Genomic DNA, 17,769 nt, shown 5'->3' with positions numbered 1-17,769 from the left:
CAAGGTGCGAAACGCGCGAGTTCAGGCGAGCAAACGTGGGCCTGTGCTCGCCTCCGCCACAAACCGGCTCCGGCTGCGTTCAGGCGAGCAACGCCCGGGCGAAGTGGTCGTTCGTGTCGCGGACGCCGGGCAGTACCAGGAAATACCCGCCGCCGACCGGCTGGATGTAGTCCACCAGCGGTTCGTCGGCCAGCCGCTTCTGTACCGCCTCGAACTGCTTCGCCACGTCGCGCTGGTAGCAGATGAACACCAGCCCGCAGTCGACGTTCCCGACGGAGTCGATGCCCAGGTTGTAGTTGTACGGGCGGCGCAGGATCCGGCTGTCCTGGGTGTCCGGTGTGCGCGGGTTGGCCCTGCGGATGTGACTCGTCAGCGGGATGGCCGTGCCGACCGGGTCGACCGCGAAGTTGGGCGTGTCGTGCTCGTCGTTGCCGTCCAGCGGAGCACCCGAGTCCCGCCGGCGGCCGAACATGTTCTCCTGCTCCGAGATGGACACCCGGTCCCAGAACTCCACCAGCATGCGGATCTTCCGGATCACCTGGTAGCTGCCGCCGGCCGCCCAGCCGGCCTCGCCGCCGGTCCACACCAGCTGGTCCATGGTCTTGGTGTCGTCGCCGTGCAGGTTGGACGTACCGTCCTTGAAACCCATCAGGTTGCGCGGGGTACCCGACGGTCGCGGCGGCGACTTGAACCCGTCGATCTGCCAGCGGATCTGCATCGCGCCCCGGGTGTGCCGGGCGATGTCGCGCAGCGCGTGCAGCACGGTGTCCGGGTTCTCGGCGCACAGTTGCAGGCTCACGTCGCCGTGGCACTGCGCCGGGTCGAGGTGGTCGTTGGGGAACGTTTGCATCGAGGTCAGGCCGGCCGGCTTGCGTGAGGCAAGCCCGTACCGGTCGTCGAACAGCGAGGCACCCACGCCGACGGTGACGCTGAGCCGGTCGGACGGCAGAGAGGGGCCGAGGATGCCGGAGTCCGTGGGCGGCGCGGAGATGCCCGGGTCGGGCGGGGTACCGCCGGAGGTCAGGAACCGCGCCCGGTCGGTGAGGGCGCGCATCAGGTCGGTCAGCTCACCGCGGTCGGCGGCCAGCACGTCGAACGAGACCACGGCCACGTTGCGCTGCGACGGCGTGGCGATCCCAGCCTGGTGCGCGCCGTGGAAGGGCACAGCGTCGTCGACGGCCGCCGCGGCCGGCCGAGCACTCCCGTCCAGGGCCGCGGCGATCCCGGCACCCGCCGCGGCGCCGGTGGCCACGCCGGCGACTCCGGCGCTCAGTGCGCCGCGCAGGAACAACCGGCGGTTGGCGACCCGGGGGGTGGTGGAGTCCTCGGTCATGACGTCCTCCGCACATCGCCGATGGCGGCGACCGGGGCCAGCGTCTCCAGGAGCTGGCCGATGTCGCCGTCGAGCTGTTCCCGCTGGGCCCGGTCGAGCGCGCTGACCGGGGTCCAGGTGCCGTCCGGGCGCCGGGTGGAGTCGACCGCGGTACGGGTCCGGGACATCCAGAGCGCGACCTTGTCCCAGTCGGCGTACCGGGTCTTCATCACCGGCGTGATGGTGTCGAGCACCATCTGGGTACCGGTCAGGTTGGCGTCGATCGTCGCCATCCCGGTGTGGCTGCCTTGGTCGGCTTCGCCGGTCAGTTCGAACTGCAAAGCGTTCTCCATGATCTCGTGTGCCCGCAGGGGCAGGTCGTTCGGGTCGACCTGCTGCTGCGGGAAAGCCTTGATCAACCCGGCGACGTCGGTGGCGAGCTGGTCGGCGACGGTGGCCAGCGAGCCGAGCGGCTCGCCGTGCCACAGCCCGTACTCGATGCGCCGCAGCCCGGTGAAGTCGGGGTCGTGCGCGCCGCCGGGCAGCCCGTCCGGCATCCCGTCGATCTTGTCGGCGAAGTCGTCGAACGTGTCGTACGCGGCGCCCAGCCGCTCGTAGCCGAGGTGGGCCGTCAACCACGCCGCCCGGGAGGTGGCCAGGTCGCCGCCGCGCAGCGCCTGGCGCAGCGTGTCCACGTCCGTGGCGAGCTGGCCCAGCCCGGCGGTCACCCGGGTCCGGTAGTCCTTGACCGAGGCGAGCAGGGTCTGGTTGTCGACCGGTTTGACGGCCGCCGCACCGTGAACCGGGCCGTCGCTCACCGTGACGACCGGGCCGGTCACCCCGTCGGTGTCCTCGGCGTAGCACCGCAGCGCGTAGGTACCGCGGCCCAGGGTCAGGCGCATCGACCGGGTCGTGTTCGGAGCCAGCGCCTCGACCTCCGCGTATACCCCGCCGGTGTCCGGAGCGATCAGGTCGACCTCGGTGGTGACCGTACCGGCGTTCTTGATCTGGAGGGTGCGCTCACCGCCGTGCGCGCTCCACTTCGGCCCGCAGGTGCCGGTGTTCACCTGGATCGCCACCGGGTCGTCCGGGGAGGACGATTTGCCGGTACAACTGACCAGGCCGGCGCACGCCACGGCGAGCAGAGCCCAGCCGGCGGCGCGGATGGGGGCGGAAGCGGCCACGGGTAACCCTTCGAACAACGAGCACGACGACTGGCAGCGTATGCCGCCGACCGGTCCCGTCCGCCGGTCCCGAGGCCCCCGGCGGGGAACGTTCACCAGCCTTTCAACGGCCGTTAGCTGACAAGTCCCGGCCCGCATGCGGTAATCACCGGGCTCGATGGCCCGGTGCGGTCGGTGCCGCTGCGTCGGTGCCGGTGGGGTCAGTGCCAGATCGCGTGGGCGACGGTCGCACCGCAGAAGGCCGCGCCCAGTCCGGCGACGATGCTCGCCACCGCGTTGGCCGCCGCGTAGAACCGGGACCGCTGCTCCAGCAGCCGCACCGTCTCGTACCCGAAGGTCGAGTAGGTGGTCAGCGCACCGCAGAAGCCGGTGCCGGCGAGCGTCATCACCCGCGGCGAGATGCCGTGGGCCTGGGCGGCGGCGAACAGCAGCCCCAGGACGAACGAGCCGGCGACGTTGACCGCGAACGTGCCCCACGGGAACGCCGAGTCGTGCCGTGCCTGGACGGTGCGGTCGGTCAGGTACCGCAGCGGCGCCCCCACCATCGCGCCGATCACCACGAGCAGCGCGCTCATCGAGCCTCCGTCTTCAGGCCGCCGACCGCCAGGCGGCCGAGCCTCGTGCCCAGGTACACCGCCGCCAGCGCGGCCAGGACCGTGGCCAGCAGGTAGGCGAGCGCGGTACCGGCGGCCCCGTTCTGGGCGACGCGCTGGATGTCCACCACGTACGTGGAGAACGTGGTGAACCCGCCGAGCACACCGACCCCGAGGAACGGCCGGACCAGCCGCCGGCCGGCCCACAGCTCGCCGATGAGCACCATCAGGACTCCGATGAGCAGGCAGCCCGTGACGTTGACGATGAAGGTCGCCAGCGGGAACCCGGTGGGGGACGCCGGGAACGCGTAGCCGATCCCGAACCGGGCCAGGGAACCGATCGCGCCGCCGAGCGAGATCACGCCGAGTACCGACCACGGGGCGCGGCCCAACTCGGCACGCTGGGCCGGTACGCGGAGGTCGACGTCCGGGTCTGTGGGTTGTCCGGATCGGGGTTGTCCGGGGCGCGTGTCCTCGGTGTCCTCCGCCATGCCGTCCTCCTACCAGCTCATCACCGTCTGGTAGGGACCGTTGGCGTTTCACGCGGTTTCCCGGCAGCTGACCGGAGTGGCGGGCCCCACCGCCACGTGCATGTTACCCGACCGGATCTCCAGCGGGTGCGCCGGACCGGCCGGGTGAGCCGGCCTCACCCCGGTCGGGTGAGGAGCCCGCCTCGCTTGGCCGGGCCCCGGGCGGGTACCGGGCCGCCTGGCGGGTACCACCAGGACAGCCAACGTCACGGTGGGGAGGTGCCTCATGGAGGCCGACATGGTGGTCGAGATTCCGGCCGGCTCTCGCAACAAGTACGAGATGGACCACGAATCCGGGCGGATCAACCTGGACCGCACATTGTTCACGGCGACCACATTTCCCACCGACTACGGGTACCTGGTCGACACCGCGGGGGAGGACGGCGACCCGCTGGACGCGATCGTCCTGCTGGAGGAGCCGACGTTTCCGGGCTGTGGCATCAAGGTGCGCCCGATCGGCGTGTTCTGGATGGAGGACGAAGACGGGCCGGACTCGAAGCTGCTGTGCGTGCCGGCGGAGGATCCGCGCTGGCAGGACACGACGGCCGTGTCGGACCTGGCGTCCCACCTGCTCGCCGAGATCGGCCACTTCTTCGACGTCTACAAGGACCTCGAACCCGGCAAGCACACAGAGGTGTCCGGGTGGCGCGACCGCGACGAGGCCGAGTTGCTGCTCACCGAGGCCCGGGATCGGTACCGGATCGCGGCCGGCACGGACACCTCGGCGTCCACCCGCTGACCCTCGCGTGCCCGGCGCTCACGCCCGGCCGCTCACACTCCGGTGACGGTGAAGTCTTCCGGAGCCGTCGCGACCTTCCACTGAGCGGCGCGGATCAGCTCGGCACCGTCGGCGAACCGCTGCCGGTACTCGGCGTCGAAAGCGTCCGCGAACTGCGCCGACCCGGCCGCCTCCGGCATCAGTGACAGCAGGTCGCCCAGCCCGGTCAGCTCGAAGTACCGGCACGCGGACACCGCGCGGTGGACTTTGCGGACGGTCAGCATCCGCAACGTCGCGACCACTCCGACGCGGTTCAGGGCGTGGTGGACCGTGAGCAGCGACCACAGGTGCAGGTCGCCGACCGCCAGGCAGACCGCGTCCGGCGTCCGGTACCGCGCCATGTTGTTACCCGGCCAGGAGGGGCGCTGCCGGTCGTCGCGGGCGGCGCGGGGCTGGCCGCGCGAGTCGCGCGGAGCCGGCGATGAACTGTCCATGCGTACTCCGTCCTGGTCGCGTGCCGGCGTGGTGCCGGCCGAGCGGTCTGCGCCTCGCCGCGCGGATGCCGTCGTCGACGCCGTACCGCCGGCCACGGGGACGCAGTCGCGGCCGCCACCGAGGCTGTGTTCGTTTCCGTAGCCGGCGGTACCCACCTTCGACAGGTACGCACCGCGGGAGAAACAGCGCCGCGCCGGCGGCCGGCGTTACACCCCTTCGTGTTGCTGTGCCGGTTCGACGGCCGCGCGCGGCGGGCGCTGGTACCGGTGGGTGGAAGCGCGCGCCCGCACCTCCGGATCGGCCGACAGCCGGCGCAGCCCGCGCATCGCGGCCACCCGCACGGCGCCGGGTCGCTTTCCCAGCACCTCCGCGGTCTGCGCGACGTCGAGGCCGGCCACCACGCGCAGCATCACCGCCTCGGCCTGGTCCGGCGGCAACGAGGCGATGAGTCGCAGCGCCCAACCGGTGTCCGAGTTCTCCAGCACGTCGTACGCGACGTCGCGCACCTGGCCGCCGGTGGCGTCCCGGTCGGCGGGTTCGTGCGGGTCCTCCCGCCGCCGCGCGGCGCGGCGCCGTTCGTCGAGCCCGCGGTGCCGGGCGATGCGGAACAACCACACCCGGAACGCGGCCGGGGTGCCGTCGAACCGGTGTAGATCGCGGGACGCCTGCAGCCAGGTTTCGGACGCGACATCCTCGGCCGCGTCGCCCACCACGACCCGCAGGTAGCGCAGCAGCGCGGGTTGCAGTGACCGCCACAGCCGGGCGAACGCCGCTTCGTCGCCGCCGATGGCCCTGTTCAGGTCGTCGGCGAGTCCGCCGTCATCGAAGGTACCGATCCTGCCGACTCCCACCAGCCCATGCCCTGTGGCTCGACCAGATCAGCACACGCTACACGGCCGGCGGTCGGGTATGACGGCGACGTCGGTCGATGGGGGCACCCGGTGTTCGGTGCGGGTACGGCGCGCACCGCGCGCGTCGTACCCGCCACCGAGGGTGAGATTCCGGCTGGCGAACTCGGCCAGAGGTCTGCCCGCGGGCTCAGGCGCCCGACGGGCCGCGCGGCGAGTCGGCCCACCGGGCGGCGCCGGAGTCCCCGGCAGCGGACCGGGTCAGGTCGCCGTACCGGTTCTCGTCGTACCCGCTGCCGCCGAAACCCGTGCTGCCGGCGGAGTCGCCGAACCCGGCGAACGTCTCGGTGGCCGTGGTTTCCGGCAGCCCGTCGACGCCGACCGGACGAGTCTTGTCCGCCACGAGCGGATCGACCGCCGGGGCCAGGGCCGTCTCGTTCGCGGGCACCGGCCAACGCCGCCAGCGCGCGGCACTCACGACGGCGACCAGCATCGCCGCGCCCAGCAACAGCGCGGTGCCGTTGCGTAGCGGGGTGCTGAGGTCCGCCGCGTGGCCGGACACGGCCAGATGGTGGGGGAACAGGTTCACCACTCGCTTCGGCGTCACCAGGAGCAGCGCGTAGCTGGCCGTGTACGCAGCTCCGGCGACCACCGCGCCGAGTGGAGACACACGCAGCGTGGCGACCAGGCCGATGAGGATTCCGGCGGCGGCCAGGAAAAGCAGCGGCCGCAGGAAGTCTCCGGTGTGGAAGCCGCCGTTGCTTGCCGCGTTGGCGAATGCCTGGGCCGAGTGGTCCTGGCCGAAGGCGATGAGAATCCAGGCCAGCGGGGCGATGACGATCGCGGCGATGAGAGTCGCAGTGTGTCGCATCCAGCGAACCGTAGCGGTTCCCCACGGTTCCGGCACCTCATGAAGTTGATCTGATTGCTTCGCGGTCGCCGTTTTCGCGGATGACGCACACGCGGATCACCCGGTGTAACGGGATCGGGGTCGCTCGGCGCTCCTCCGGGTTTGACGGTCTCGATCCGGCCGGGGTGCCGCTGTGCCTGTTTGCGTGCCGTGCCTGTGTGCGCGGTGCCCGGGTGCACGGTGCCGGTGCGCTTGCCGGCGGTTCCGGGGACGATCAGCCGTAGCCTTTCGATAAGGGTTCCGGAATGATGTCTACCGCGGGTCGCTCACCGATCGGCGGCGGGCACGCGCGAAGGAGCTGACACATGGGGGACGGGGCACCACTTCCGGCTGGATCGGCTGGCCCGCCGCGTTCATCCGCCGGTTACCATCGGCCCGGGTGCCCGGCGACGTGCCGGGCCGGATCAGCCGACGAGCCGGAAACGAGCGAGGAGCGCTGTTGACCGTCGAGGACGAACCCCGGGTCACGATCACCAGCATCGCGCGGGAGGCCGGAGTCTCGGTGCCCACGGTGTCGAGGGTGGTCAACGGCCGGTCCGATGTCTCGCCGGCCACCCGCGAGCGGGTCGAGGAGTTGCTGCGCAGGTACGGGTACCGCCGCCGGGCGAGTCCGCGCCGGGAGGCCGCGAGCCTCATCGACCTGGTCTTCAACGACCTGGACAGCCCGTGGGCGGTGGAGATCATCCGAGGCGTCGAGGACGTCGCCCACGGGGCCCTGATCGGCACCGTGGTGTCCGCGATCCACCAGCGCTCGGCGTCCGCCCGACAGTGGATGCGCAACCTCCAGGCGCGCGCCACCGACGGCGTGATCCTGGTGGCCTCCGACGTGCAGTCGCCGCTGCACGCCGAACTGCGCCGGCTCAACATCCCGACGGTGGTCATCGACCCGGCCGGCGTACCGGCGCACGACGTGCCCACGGTCGGCGCGGCGAACTGGACCGGAGGGCTGGCCGCGACCGAGCACCTGATCTCCCTCGGGCACCGGCGCATCGGCTTCATCGCCGGCCCGCGCCAGCTGCTGTGCAGCCGCACCCGGCTGGACGGATACCGGGCCGGCCTGGAGGCCGCCGGCATCGCGGTCGAGGACGAGCTGATCCAGCAGGGCGACTTCTACCACGAGTCCGGCTTCGCGTGCGCCGGGCGGCTGCTGGAGCTGGAACAGCCGCCGTCGGCCATCTTCGCCTCCAGCGACCAGATGGCGTTCGGCGCCTACGAGGCCGTGCGCCAGCGCGGGCTGCGGGTCCCCGACGACGTAAGCGTGGTGGGCTTCGACGACCTGCCCGAGGCGCGGTGGGCCTCGCCGCCGTTGACGACGGTCCGCCAGCCGCTGAGCGAGATGGGGACGCTGGCCGCGCGCACCGTGCTGCGCCTGGCCCGGGGCGAGACCATCGAGAGCCTGCGCATCGAGCTGGCCACCCAGCTGGTGGTACGGGACAGCTGCGCGCCGATGCCGGACTGACCGACCCTGCACTCACGGTGACCGGGCGGGTGTCGAGAGTTGATGACCGACCGAGCCGGCCGTAGTTTTGGCGATCGGTGTACCGAAAACTTTCCGGAACACTCGGACTGCCGGGTTGGATCGCCAACTTCTCGTACCCGAGCCAGCCACGTCACGGCTGACGCCGCACGCTCACGCCGTCGGCGCCGGGCGAGGCGTCGTGCCGGCCTCGTCGCCCTCGCGGACCTCGTCGTGCGGCGTCTCCTCGATGATCTGCCGCACCCGCGCGCTGGGCAGGCGTACCTTCAGCGCCAGCACGTAGATGACCGCGGCCCACACCAGGTTCACCACGAAACCCCAGCCGAGCCCGATCGTGCCGGTGCCGCCGTACGAGCTGAGGTAGCTGATCAGCGCGAGCCCGGCCAGCCACAGCGGCGCCCAGACGCCGGCCCGCCAGTCCATCCGCCGTTCGCGCAGCGCGCCGGTCGCGCCGAACACGGCCAGCAGCACCAGTCCGACCAGGATCGCGACGAACAGCTTCCAGTTGGTGTCCCAGCCGGCCCAGAAGACGATCATGTTGGACGAGTAGAAGCCGAGGAACGGGATGATGTCCCCGCCGGGCAGGCGGAACGGCCGGGGCCGGTCGGGCAGCTCACGGCGCAGAGCCGCGAAGACCAGCGGGCCGGACCCGAACGACAGCACCGTGGCGCCGGTGACCAGACCGACCAGCTGCTGCCAGCTCGGGAACGGCAGGAAGATGACCAGCCCGACGACGAACGAGATGGCGGTGGACACCCACGGCACGCCGGTCCGGCTGAGCTTGGCCACCCCGTCGGGAGCGTTGCCGTTGCGGGCCATCGCGTACCCGAGCCGCGAGGTGACCGCGGTGTAGACCAGTCCCGTGTCGCCGGGGGAGACGATGGCGTCGATGTAGAGCATCACGGCCAGCCAGGTCAGCCCGAGGATGCTCGCGATCGCGGCGAGCGGCCCGAAGTCGTTGGTGAAGGTCAGCGCCGACCAACTGCCGGAGGAGCCCAGCGTGCCGCTCGGTACGGCCCCGATGAACGCGATCTGCAGCGCGATGTAGATGACCGCGGTCAGCAGTACCGAGCCGATGACCGCGATCGGCACGTTGCGCCGGGGGTTGGTGGTCTCGCCGGCCAGCTCGATGCCCTGCCGGAACCCGAGGTAGGAGAAGGTGATCCCGGCCGTGGCGATGGCGGTGAACACGCCGTGCATGCCCGAGGGCGCGAACCCGTGGCTGGTGAAGTTGCCGCCGTGGAACGCGGTGACCAGCAGGGCCACCACGACGATCCCGATGATGGCCAGCTTCCACCACACCAGCACGTTGTTGAGCCGGGCGAAGAACCGTACGCCGACGACGTTGACCACGCAGAACACGGCGAGCAGGACGACCGAGACGGCGAACCCGGCCGGGGTCAGCGTGTGGACCGTCTCGTCGCCGCGAGGGTGTGCGGTGGTCAGCGGGAAGTATTTCGTCGCGTACTGCACCGCGCCCTCGACCTCGATCGGGGCGACGACCGCGCACGACAGCCAGGTGATCCACCCCATCAGGTAGCTCGCCAGGCCGCCGAACGCGTAGTGCGGCATCCGTACCACGCCGCCGGAGACCGGGAACATCGTGCCGAGTTCGGCGTAGGTCAGCCCGATCAGCATGATCATGACGGCGGCGATCAGCCAGGAGAAGATGGCCGCCGGCCCGGCCAGTTGCGCGGCGTTCATGGCGCCGAACAGCCAGCCGGATCCGATGATCGAACCGACTGCGGTGAACAGCAGGCCGACCATGCCGATGTCCCGCCGCAGGTGCGGTTTGCCGGATCGAGCCGGTCGTACGTCCGTCGTCGCGGTCATGACGCCTCCCCGGGTACGCAGCGGAAACGGTCATCACGGCGTACCCGGGGTAGATCGCGAATAATCCTGGATGTCTCAGTTGCCGCCGGTGTACAGTGCGCCCACCTCGCTCGCGGACAGCGCACGACCGTAGACGCGTACGCTGTCCAGCGCGCCGGTCAGGTACGGGTCGGCATACTGGGAGCGACCCAGCCAGGTCTGCGTGCTCGAGCCCAGCGACGACGGGCGCAGGGTGATTCCGGTGTTGCTGGCCACCGCCGCACCGTTCACGTAGAGCGTCCCGGTGTTTCCGGACAGCGTCACCGCCACCTGCGTCCAGGTGCCGGACGGCAGCGCGGCCGGCCCGTTGATCTGCTGTTCGCCGCCGGCGCCGCCGGTCGTGATGGCGAACCGGGGAGTACCCGAGGAACTGCGCGGCGTGAGGAACATGTAGCTGGTGGTGCCGGTGCCGAAGTCGAAGATCCTGGTCCACGCGACGACCGAGTCGAGCTTGACCCACGCGGAGATGGTGAAGTCGCCGGCACCCGACAGCAGCCCGTTGGGCAGCCGCACGTAGCCGCTGGTCCCGTCGAGGTGCACGGCGTTGCCGGACCGGCCCGCCACCCACGACGTGGTACCGGTCAGAGTCGCCGTCTTGCCGTTGCCGAACGAGTCGGCCGCGCTGGTGCCGCTCGTCTCGTCGAACTTGTACCAGGCGACGTTGGCCGGTGGCGGGGTGCCGCCGCCGCTGAGGTTCCAGTACACCGTGTACCGCTCGTGCTGCGCCTGATAGAACGGGATCAGCGAGACCGAGCCGGTGCTCGCGGTACCGGTGAAGTGCAGCGGGTTGCTGGAGTTCTGCACCAGGCTGCCGGTCTGCAGGGTGGGCAGCACGCTGTTCAGGTCGGTGGTGCCATACTCGCCGGCCAGCACGATGGCGCCGTACTGGACCGCGCCGATGTTCGCGTTGTCGTTGGTCCTGGGGAACGTCAGCGCGGCCGGCATGGTGAGGTCGACGACGTCGCCGGAGGCCCAGGTGCGGTCCAGCGTCAGGTAGGTGCCCGGCGTCGCGGTGACGCTCTGGGTGACCCCGTTCACCTTGACGGTCATGCCACTGGTCCAGGACGGTACCCGGATCTTCATGGCGATGTGCCCGGAACCGGTCACCGTGAGCCGGCTGGTCGACGACGTCGGGAACGTGGTCGCCTGGGTGACCGTGATGCCCCGGCCGGGCCAGGTCAGCACGGACGCGATGAACAGGTTCACGTAGAGCGTCTCGCCGGAGTAGAAGTAGATGGAATCGGCGTACTTGGTGTTGGACTCCATGCCGGTGCCGTGGTCGCAGGTGAAGTTCGAGTAGTCGTTGCTGTAGGTCTTCATGCCGCCGGCCCGCAGCGGGATGTAGTAGGCGACGAACCCGTGGCTGGAGTTGGGGTCCTGCTGCCCGAGGATCTGGTTGAACAGCGCCCGCTCGTAGTAGTCCATGTAGTCGTAGCGGGTCGGGCTGGTGAAGAACAGCTGCCGGGTCAGCTTGAGCATGTTGTAGGTGTTGCAGCACTCGCAGGTGGTGTCCGACAGCTGGGTGGAGATGGCGTTCGGCGCCTGGAAGTACTCGCCGTTGGTGTTGCCGCCGATCACGTACGTGTGGCGGTTGATGACGATGTCCCAGAAGTTGGTGGCGATGTCGTGGTACCGGCTGGTGCCGGTGGCGTGGTATTCGCGGATCGCACCGATGATCTTCGGGATCTGCGTGTTGCCGTGGAAGCCGGACAGCTGGTCCTGGTTCGAGGCGAGGGGGTTCTCGATCTGGTTGTGGTCGAACCGCTGGGCGGTGGTGAGGTGGTCGGCGTTGCCGGTGACCTGGTACAGGTTCGTCAGCACCTCGGGCATGCCGCCGAACTCGGTACGCAGCACGACGTTCTGCATTGTCGTGCTGCTCAACGGATCGGTGCGCGCCTTGACCCAGGCCGCCATGTTCGTCACCACGGTCAGCGCCTGAGTGTTGCCGGCCACCAGGTACTGGTCGAGCAGGCCGGCCATGATCTTGTGGATCGTGTAGTACGGCGCCCACACCGTCTGGCCGGTCTCCAGGCGGTCGAAGAAGTTCTCCGGGAAGGCGGACAGGTATCCGGTGTGGTACCCGTGCCCCGGCGACGCGGCCTGGCAGGCGGCCAGCGAACTGACCAGGTAGTCGCCCTTCGTCTTGTAGGTCGAGTTGCCGGTGTTGGCGTACGCCTGCGCCAGGGCCGACATCAGGTGCCCGGTCGAGTGCCCGCGCAACTCCGTGGTCGGCGACTCCCAGCCGCCCACCGACTGCGCCGAGGTGGCGATACCGACGTTGGTGCGGAACGTGTACAGCAGCCGATCGGCGTCCACAAAGGACAGATAGGCCAGGGTCCGGTTCATGTTGTCCAGGAACGGCCCCGCGGACAGTTTCACGGCGCCCAGCGGGAACGCGTACACCGAGACCCCGTAGTCGGTCCGGGCGGCGAACGCCGGCGTGGCGCCCAGCACGCCGGCCGCCGGTAACACCGAACCCAGCGCAGAGCCCAGCACGGGGCCCAGCGCCGCACCCGCGACCGCGGTACCGGCCGCGCGCAGCGCCGTCCTGCGGTCGAACGTGACATGCTCCATCTCCGCACCTCCGGTCTTCGGGCTGGCACGGACGCCGAGCGATGGGACTCGGCTCAGCCTCGTGTGGGGGACTGTTCGAAATACCGAATGACATCCGGTATGTGACAGGCACCGTAGAGCGACAATGTGACGTCTGTCAATGCCGCTCGCGCTTCGCAGCAATGGCGGGCATTCCGGCTTGTACGAGATATCGAACAACGCCGTGAGTGGGCGGAATACATTGATGACTATCCTTGTCAGACGTCTGCTGTCACATCACAATGTTGCGCAGGGCCGGCGGGACGGGTGCTGTCGCACGGACCGGTCACCCACCCCGCCGGCCCCATCGCGCCCGCCTGCGCGTCCGGCTACTCTCACTGTGATCCGACCAGTCTGGCTCGGCGCGTCTGGCGCCGCGCGCGACCCAGACCAGTCGGCAGGCGTGTGTCTGGTCGACGGGAGGGAAGCCGGCGTGTCCGAGAACCTGGGCGACCGGATCGCCGCCCGGCTGCTCGACGAGATCGTCGCCGGTGCGTTCCCGCCTGACACCGCACTGCCGCCCGAGTGGGAACTGGCCGAGCGCGAAGGGGCCAGCCGGCTGACCATCCGCGAGGCGCTGCGCACGCTGCGGCAGAAGTCCGTCGTCCGGGTCGTTCGCGGCCGGGGCACCTACGTGCAGCCGCCGGAGCACTGGTCGCCGCTCGATCCGGTGGTGCTCGGCTCGCTGTCCCGCACACCCGACGCGCTGGCCGGGCGGATGAACGCGTTGCTGGAGGCGCGCATGCTGGTCGAGGTCGGTGTCGCCGAACTGGCCGCGGCCCGGCGCACCGCCGACGACCTCGCCGCGATGACGTCGTCCATCGAGGCCATGCGCGAGGCGGGGGCGGACGTGTCCGCGTTCGTGGCCGGCGACCTCGCCTTTCACGACGCGGTGATGAGCGCCGCGGGCAACCGGGTGGTGGCCGCGCTGTACGAACCGATCGCCCAACTGCTGCACGAGACCCGCCAGCAGACCTCGCGCGATCCGGTCGCCCGGGAGCACGCGATCGCCGCGCACGAACGCATCCTCGACGCCATCACCAGGCGCAGCCCGGCCCAGGCGGCCTGGGCGATGCGGGACCACCTGGCGCAGACCGGTGAGGACTACGCCCGGGTACCGGCGGCGCGGCGGCGTCGCGGCACCCGGGCACGCAAGGGTGCCTAGGTCCTTTCCTGCCGATCTTGTCGAGCCGAGGCGAGGTCCAGGCGTCGATCCGGCAAGGCCGCAGGACTCCTGGATACCGGTGTTGTATCCAGGAGTCCGAGAACGCAGCCGGGCGGCGCCTGGGTCCGCCGCAGGCCGGCGAATGATTGGCAGGACAGGACCTATCGGTTCGACGAAGGAGTGGTGTCATGACGGACGTGTCCGCCTCGGTGGTCGGTGCGGGGCCCGGCGTACCTGGCCTCGGCGTGCCCGGGACGATGTCGGTCGCCCGGCTGTACGGGCCCGGCGACATCCGGGTCGAACGGGAGCCGCTGCCGGACCCCGTGGAAGGCACCGACCTGGTGCGCGTCACCGCCGTCGGCCTCTGCGGGTCGGACCTTCACTGGTATGCCGAGGCGGGGATCGGCGACGCCCGGCTGGACCGGCCACTCGTGGTCGGGCACGAGTTCGCCGGAGTCATCGAGGGCGGTCCGCGCCACGGCCTGCGGGTGGCCGTCGACCCGGCGATCCCCTGCGAGCACTGCGAGATCTGCCGTGAGGGATACGGCAACCTCTGCCCGGACGTGCGGTTCGCCGGGCACGGTACGGTCGACGGCGGGCTGCGCGAGTTCATCACCTGGCCGGCGTACCTGCTCCGACCGCTGCCGGACACCCTGACCGACGCCGACGGGGCACTGCTGGAACCGCTCGGTGTGGGCCTGCACTCGCTGGATCTCGGGCACCTGCGGGTCGGTGCCACCGTCGCGGTCATCGGGTGCGGGCCGATCGGCCTGCTGATCCTCCAGCTGGCCTACGTCGCCGGGGCATCCCGGGTGTTCGCGGTCGAGCCGCTGGAGCACCGGCTGCTGGCCGCCCGCGCGCTCGGCGCCGACGACGCCGTCGCGCCCGAGATGGCCGACCGGGCGTACTGGCGGGAGGTCGCCGGCCGGGGCGCCGACGTGGTCTTCGAGGTCGCCGGTACCGAGGAGGCGGTGGAGCTGGCGATGACCGCGGTGCGGCCCGGCGGGCGGGTCGTGCTGGTCGGCATCCCGAGTCACGACCGGATAGCGTTCTCCGCGTCGACCGCGCGGCGCAAGGGGGTGACGATCGCCCTGGTGCGCCGGATGAACCGGGTCTACGACCGGGCCATCGACCTGGTCGCGCGGCGCCGGGTCGACCTGTCCAGCCTGGTGACCGAGTCGTACCCGCTCGGCCGGGTCGCCGAGGCGTTCGACGCGGCGGACCGCCGGACCGGCATCAAGGTCGTGGTGGAGCCGGCTACCACCTGAGGCGGGGACCGGCGGCTCAGGAGGCGGCGAGGGCGTCCGCGGCGCCGGCGGTGCGGTGGGCCAGCTCGGGCAGTACCGTGCCGAGCGCGGCGTCCAGGGTCAGCGTCGCGTAGTCGTCACCCCGGGTACGCCCGCGGTTCACGATCGCCACCGGGATGCCGAGCTTCGACGCCCGCAGCACGAACCGGCGGCCCGACATGACCGTCAACGACGAGCCCAGTACCAGCAGCAGCCGGGCGCTCTCCACCAGGGCGAAGCAGTCCGCGACCCGGGGCGCCGGCACGTTCTCGCCGAAGAACACCACGTCCGGCTTGAGCATGCCGCCGTTGCAGGTCTGGCAGTCGACCGTGTGGAAGCCGTCGAGCTGGTCGTCATCGAGGTCGACGTCACCGTCCGGGTTGATCCTGGTGGCCCGACCGTCCCACCAGGGGTTGGCCTCGCCGAGCCGGCTGTGCAACTCCGCCCGCGACATCGAGTCGCCGCAGCCGAGGCAGGTCACCCGGTACAGGCTGCCGTGCAGCTCGATGACCGCCCTTGCGCCGGCACTCTGGTGCAGGCCGTCGACGTTCTGCGTGATGACGCCGGACACCAGTCCCTGGCGCTCCAGGTCGGCCACGGCGCGGTGGCCGGCGTTCGGGGCCGCGCCGGACATGGTCAGCCACCCGACGTGGCTGCGGGCCCAGTAGCGGCGCCGCGCCGCCGCGTCCCGGGTGAACGCCTGGTACGTCATCGGGCTGCGGCGGTTCATCGTCCCGTTCGGTCCCCGGTAGTCCGGGATGCCCGACTCGGTGGAGATCCCCGCCCCGCTCAGCACGACCACGCCGCCCCCGGCGACGAGCCCCGCCAGCGCCCCGAGTCGTTCGCTGCCTTCCTGTGTCACCACTCCATGCTGCCTCATGGACGGGGTGACCGGCGACGTGACCTGGCTCCCGACCACCGGCGCCGCAGCCGCCGAGCGGCACGGTCGGGGCCGCCGGCTCGCTGGGTGGCGACCCGCTCGGCGCGCGCGGGCGGCCGAGCCGGCTGGCACCGGTACCGGCACCGACCCGCCGGGCGGTTGTCGGGTTCCTGATCCTCAGTCCGTTCGGGTCTGGTCCGGCGGCGCTGCCGTCTGAGATCGTTGGCTCCCCGCCCCGGCCCGCCGCCGGGCGCCGCGGACTGGAGGCGATCCATGGTGGACGGTCACGACGTCATCGTCATAGGCAGCGGTCACAACGCGTTGGTCGCCGCGGGCTACCTCGCACGGGCCGGGCGCGACGTGCTCGTGCTGGAACGCAACGACCGGCCCGGCGGCCTGGTCCGCACCGAGGAGCTGACCCTGCCCGGGTACCGGCACGACGTGTACTCGTCGGCGCATCCGTTGCTGCTCGCCGGCCCGGTCTGGGCGGAGTTGGGGGAGGACCTGACCGCGCGGGGGCTGACGTACCTCAACACCGACACGCCGACCGGAGTGTCCTTTCCGGACGGTCGCACCGCGGTGTTCCCCCGTTCCCTGGACGCGATGCTGGCCGAGGCCGACCGGCTGGCACCCGGCGACGGCGCGGCGTTCGCCGCGTGGATGGAGTCGTTCGCCCCGTACGCGCCGGAGGTCTTCGGACTGTTCGCACAGGACCTGGCCGATCCGGCGGCGATGGAGGCGATCGTGCGCCTGCTGCGCGGCGACGGGCCGGGGCTCACTCCGTTCGCGGCGATGGTCTTCGAATCCGCGCGCACCACCGTTTCCCGGTTCCGCTCTCCGGTGCTGCGGGCGATGCTGGCGCCCTGGGTGATGCACCTCGGCCACACGCCGGACGAGCCGGGCAGCGGGCTCTGGGCGACCCTCATCGCGCAGGCCGTGCTGCTCGCCGGGATGCCGATCCCGGCCGGCGGCAGCGAGTCGCTGGTGACCGCGTTGGCCCGGCTGGTCACCGACCACGGTGGCCGGATCGTCACCGGTACCGAGGTGACCCGGATCCTCGTCGAGGGGCAGCGGGCGGTCGGAGTGGTCACCGCGGACGGCGAGCGCCATCTCGCCCGGCAGGCGGTCGTCGCCTCCACCAACGCCGACCAGCTCTACCTCCGGCTGCTCGGCGACGACGCGCCGCCGTCGCTGCGCGAGCAGGCGGCCGGGTACCGGTACGGGCGCGGCTGCCTGCAGATCCAGCTGGCGCTGAGCGAGCCGCCGCGCTGGCCGGATCCACGGTTCGCGGACATCGGGCAGCCACACCTCACGACGGGACTGGACGGCTGCACGCTGGCCGCCGCGCAGGGCATGGCGGGGCTGCTGCCGGCCGAGCCGACGTTTACCGTGGACTGCCCGACCGCGCTGGACCCGGGCCGGGCGCCGGCGGGTGCGGCCATCATGCGGGTACAGGTGCTGGAGGTGCCGTGCCACCCGACCGGCGACGCGGCCGGGGTCATCGACGTCGGCGACGGCACCTGGACGCCCGACCTGACGGCACGCATGGTCGATCGGGTACTGGGCATCATCGGGCAGCATGTCCCCAACATCCCGGACGCGGTACTGGCCCACGCGGTCGTCACCCCGGACGACCTGGCCCGGTTCAACCCCAACTGCGGACCGGGTGACCCCTACGGTGGCGCGAGCGACCTGGCGCAGAGCTACCTGCTGCGCACGTTGCCTGGGCAGCCCGGGCACCGTACCCCGATCGACGGGCTGTACCAGCTGGGCGCGGGCACCTGGCCCGGCCACGGCGTGAACGGCGGCTCCGGCTACATCGTCGCGCACCAGTTGCTGGACGGCTGAGCCGCCGCCGTCGGCCCGCCGGTCGGGTCGGGGCCGGCGGGTGTCAGGGCGACCAGTCT

General features: G+C 71.2%; 15 protein-coding genes. 5 read left to right on the top strand and 10 right to left on the bottom strand.

Annotated elements, in window-relative coordinates; all coding sequences use genetic code 11:
• Nucleotides 1-79: 79 nt before the first annotated feature.
• The 4 genes from efeB to Raf01_RS11830 form a co-directional block, all read right to left on the bottom strand.
• Nucleotides 80-1,333, bottom strand: a complete 1,254-nt coding sequence (gene efeB, locus Raf01_RS11845) for an iron uptake transporter deferrochelatase/peroxidase subunit (RefSeq protein ID WP_203917845.1) — start codon at nt 1,331-1,333, stop codon at nt 80-82.
• The gene (locus Raf01_RS11840) at nt 1,330-2,496 is read right to left on the bottom strand and encodes an EfeM/EfeO family lipoprotein (protein ID WP_203917844.1); all 1,167 of its coding nucleotides are present in this window, start codon (nt 2,494-2,496) and stop codon (nt 1,330-1,332) included. Before Raf01_RS11840 ends, efeB begins: the two co-directional genes overlap by 4 nt.
• A 200-nt stretch (nt 2,497-2,696) precedes the next feature.
• Nucleotides 2,697-3,071, bottom strand: coding sequence for a fluoride efflux transporter CrcB (gene crcB, locus Raf01_RS11835; RefSeq protein ID WP_203917843.1), 375 nt, complete (start codon nt 3,069-3,071; stop codon nt 2,697-2,699).
• Nucleotides 3,068-3,580: a fluoride efflux transporter FluC gene (locus Raf01_RS11830; protein ID WP_203917842.1), complete on the bottom strand. Its 513-nt coding sequence runs from the start codon at nt 3,578-3,580 to the stop codon at nt 3,068-3,070. Before Raf01_RS11830 ends, crcB begins: the two co-directional genes overlap by 4 nt.
• Nucleotides 3,581-3,845: 265 nt before the next feature.
• On the opposite strand from Raf01_RS11830, the gene Raf01_RS11825 reads away from it, so the two are divergent.
• Entirely contained in the window at nt 3,846-4,358 is a 513-nt protein-coding gene (locus Raf01_RS11825; RefSeq protein ID WP_203917841.1) for an inorganic diphosphatase, read from the top strand.
• A 32-nt stretch (nt 4,359-4,390) separates the two neighbouring features.
• Here Raf01_RS11825 and Raf01_RS11820 read toward each other — a convergent pair whose 3' ends face one another.
• The 3 genes from Raf01_RS11820 to Raf01_RS11810 all read right to left on the bottom strand — a co-directional run bounded on the left by Raf01_RS11820 (nt 4,391) and on the right by Raf01_RS11810 (nt 6,551).
• The gene (locus tag Raf01_RS11820) at nt 4,391-4,831 is read right to left on the bottom strand and encodes a hypothetical protein (protein ID WP_203917840.1); all 441 of its coding nucleotides are present in this window, start codon (nt 4,829-4,831) and stop codon (nt 4,391-4,393) included.
• A 207-nt stretch (nt 4,832-5,038) separates the two neighbouring features.
• On the bottom strand, nt 5,039-5,683 hold the full coding sequence (locus Raf01_RS11815; RefSeq protein WP_239133534.1) for an RNA polymerase sigma factor: 645 nt from the start codon (nt 5,681-5,683) through the stop codon (nt 5,039-5,041).
• Nucleotides 5,684-5,870: 187 nt separating this feature from the next.
• Nucleotides 5,871-6,551: a hypothetical protein gene (locus Raf01_RS11810; RefSeq protein WP_203917839.1), complete on the bottom strand. Its 681-nt coding sequence runs from the start codon at nt 6,549-6,551 to the stop codon at nt 5,871-5,873.
• A gap of 478 nt (nt 6,552-7,029) precedes the next feature.
• On the opposite strand from Raf01_RS11810, the gene Raf01_RS11805 reads away from it, so the two are divergent.
• Nucleotides 7,030-8,049 carry a LacI family DNA-binding transcriptional regulator gene (locus Raf01_RS11805; protein WP_203917838.1) on the top strand — a complete coding sequence of 340 codons (1,020 nt, stop codon included), beginning with the start codon at nt 7,030-7,032 and terminating at the stop codon, nt 8,047-8,049.
• Between the two features lie 171 nt (nt 8,050-8,220).
• Here the strand turns inward: Raf01_RS11805 and Raf01_RS11800 are convergent, their stop codons facing one another.
• Together Raf01_RS11800 and Raf01_RS11795 are read right to left on the bottom strand one after the other, a co-directional pair.
• Nucleotides 8,221-9,900 carry an APC family permease gene (locus tag Raf01_RS11800; RefSeq protein WP_203917837.1) on the bottom strand — a complete coding sequence of 560 codons (1,680 nt, stop codon included), beginning with the start codon at nt 9,898-9,900 and terminating at the stop codon, nt 8,221-8,223.
• Nucleotides 9,901-9,975: 75 nt separating this feature from the next.
• Nucleotides 9,976-12,513 carry a glycoside hydrolase family 127 protein gene (locus Raf01_RS11795; RefSeq protein ID WP_203917836.1) on the bottom strand — a complete coding sequence of 846 codons (2,538 nt, stop codon included), beginning with the start codon at nt 12,511-12,513 and terminating at the stop codon, nt 9,976-9,978.
• 451 nt (nt 12,514-12,964) lie between these two features.
• On the opposite strand from Raf01_RS11795, the gene Raf01_RS11790 reads away from it, so the two are divergent.
• Together Raf01_RS11790 and Raf01_RS11785 are read left to right on the top strand one after the other, a co-directional pair.
• On the top strand, nt 12,965-13,696 hold the full coding sequence (locus Raf01_RS11790) for a FadR/GntR family transcriptional regulator (RefSeq protein ID WP_203917835.1): 732 nt from the start codon (nt 12,965-12,967) through the stop codon (nt 13,694-13,696).
• Nucleotides 13,697-13,884: 188 nt separating this feature from the next.
• Complete coding sequence (locus Raf01_RS11785) at nt 13,885-14,964, top strand: zinc-dependent alcohol dehydrogenase (RefSeq protein ID WP_239133533.1); 1,080 nt, start codon at nt 13,885-13,887, stop codon at nt 14,962-14,964.
• Between the two features lie 16 nt (nt 14,965-14,980).
• On the opposite strand, the gene Raf01_RS11780 is transcribed toward Raf01_RS11785, so the two are convergent.
• A complete protein-coding gene (locus Raf01_RS11780; RefSeq protein WP_203917834.1) occupies nt 14,981-15,862 on the bottom strand; it encodes an NAD-dependent protein deacetylase in 882 nt (293 codons plus the stop codon).
• A 273-nt stretch (nt 15,863-16,135) separates the two neighbouring features.
• Here Raf01_RS11780 and Raf01_RS11775 point away from each other — a divergent pair, with 273 nt between their 5' ends.
• Nucleotides 16,136-17,710, top strand: coding sequence for a phytoene desaturase family protein (locus Raf01_RS11775; RefSeq protein ID WP_203917833.1), 1,575 nt, complete (start codon nt 16,136-16,138; stop codon nt 17,708-17,710).
• The last annotated feature ends 59 nt before the right edge of the window (nt 17,711-17,769 follow it).

The organism is Rugosimonospora africana, assembly GCF_016862975.1.
GTDB classification, from domain to species: Bacteria; Actinomycetota; Actinomycetes; order Mycobacteriales; family Micromonosporaceae; genus Rugosimonospora; species Rugosimonospora africana.
Note: the sequence above shows the minus strand (reverse complement) of the source record. Positions and strands in the feature narration are given on the sequence as shown.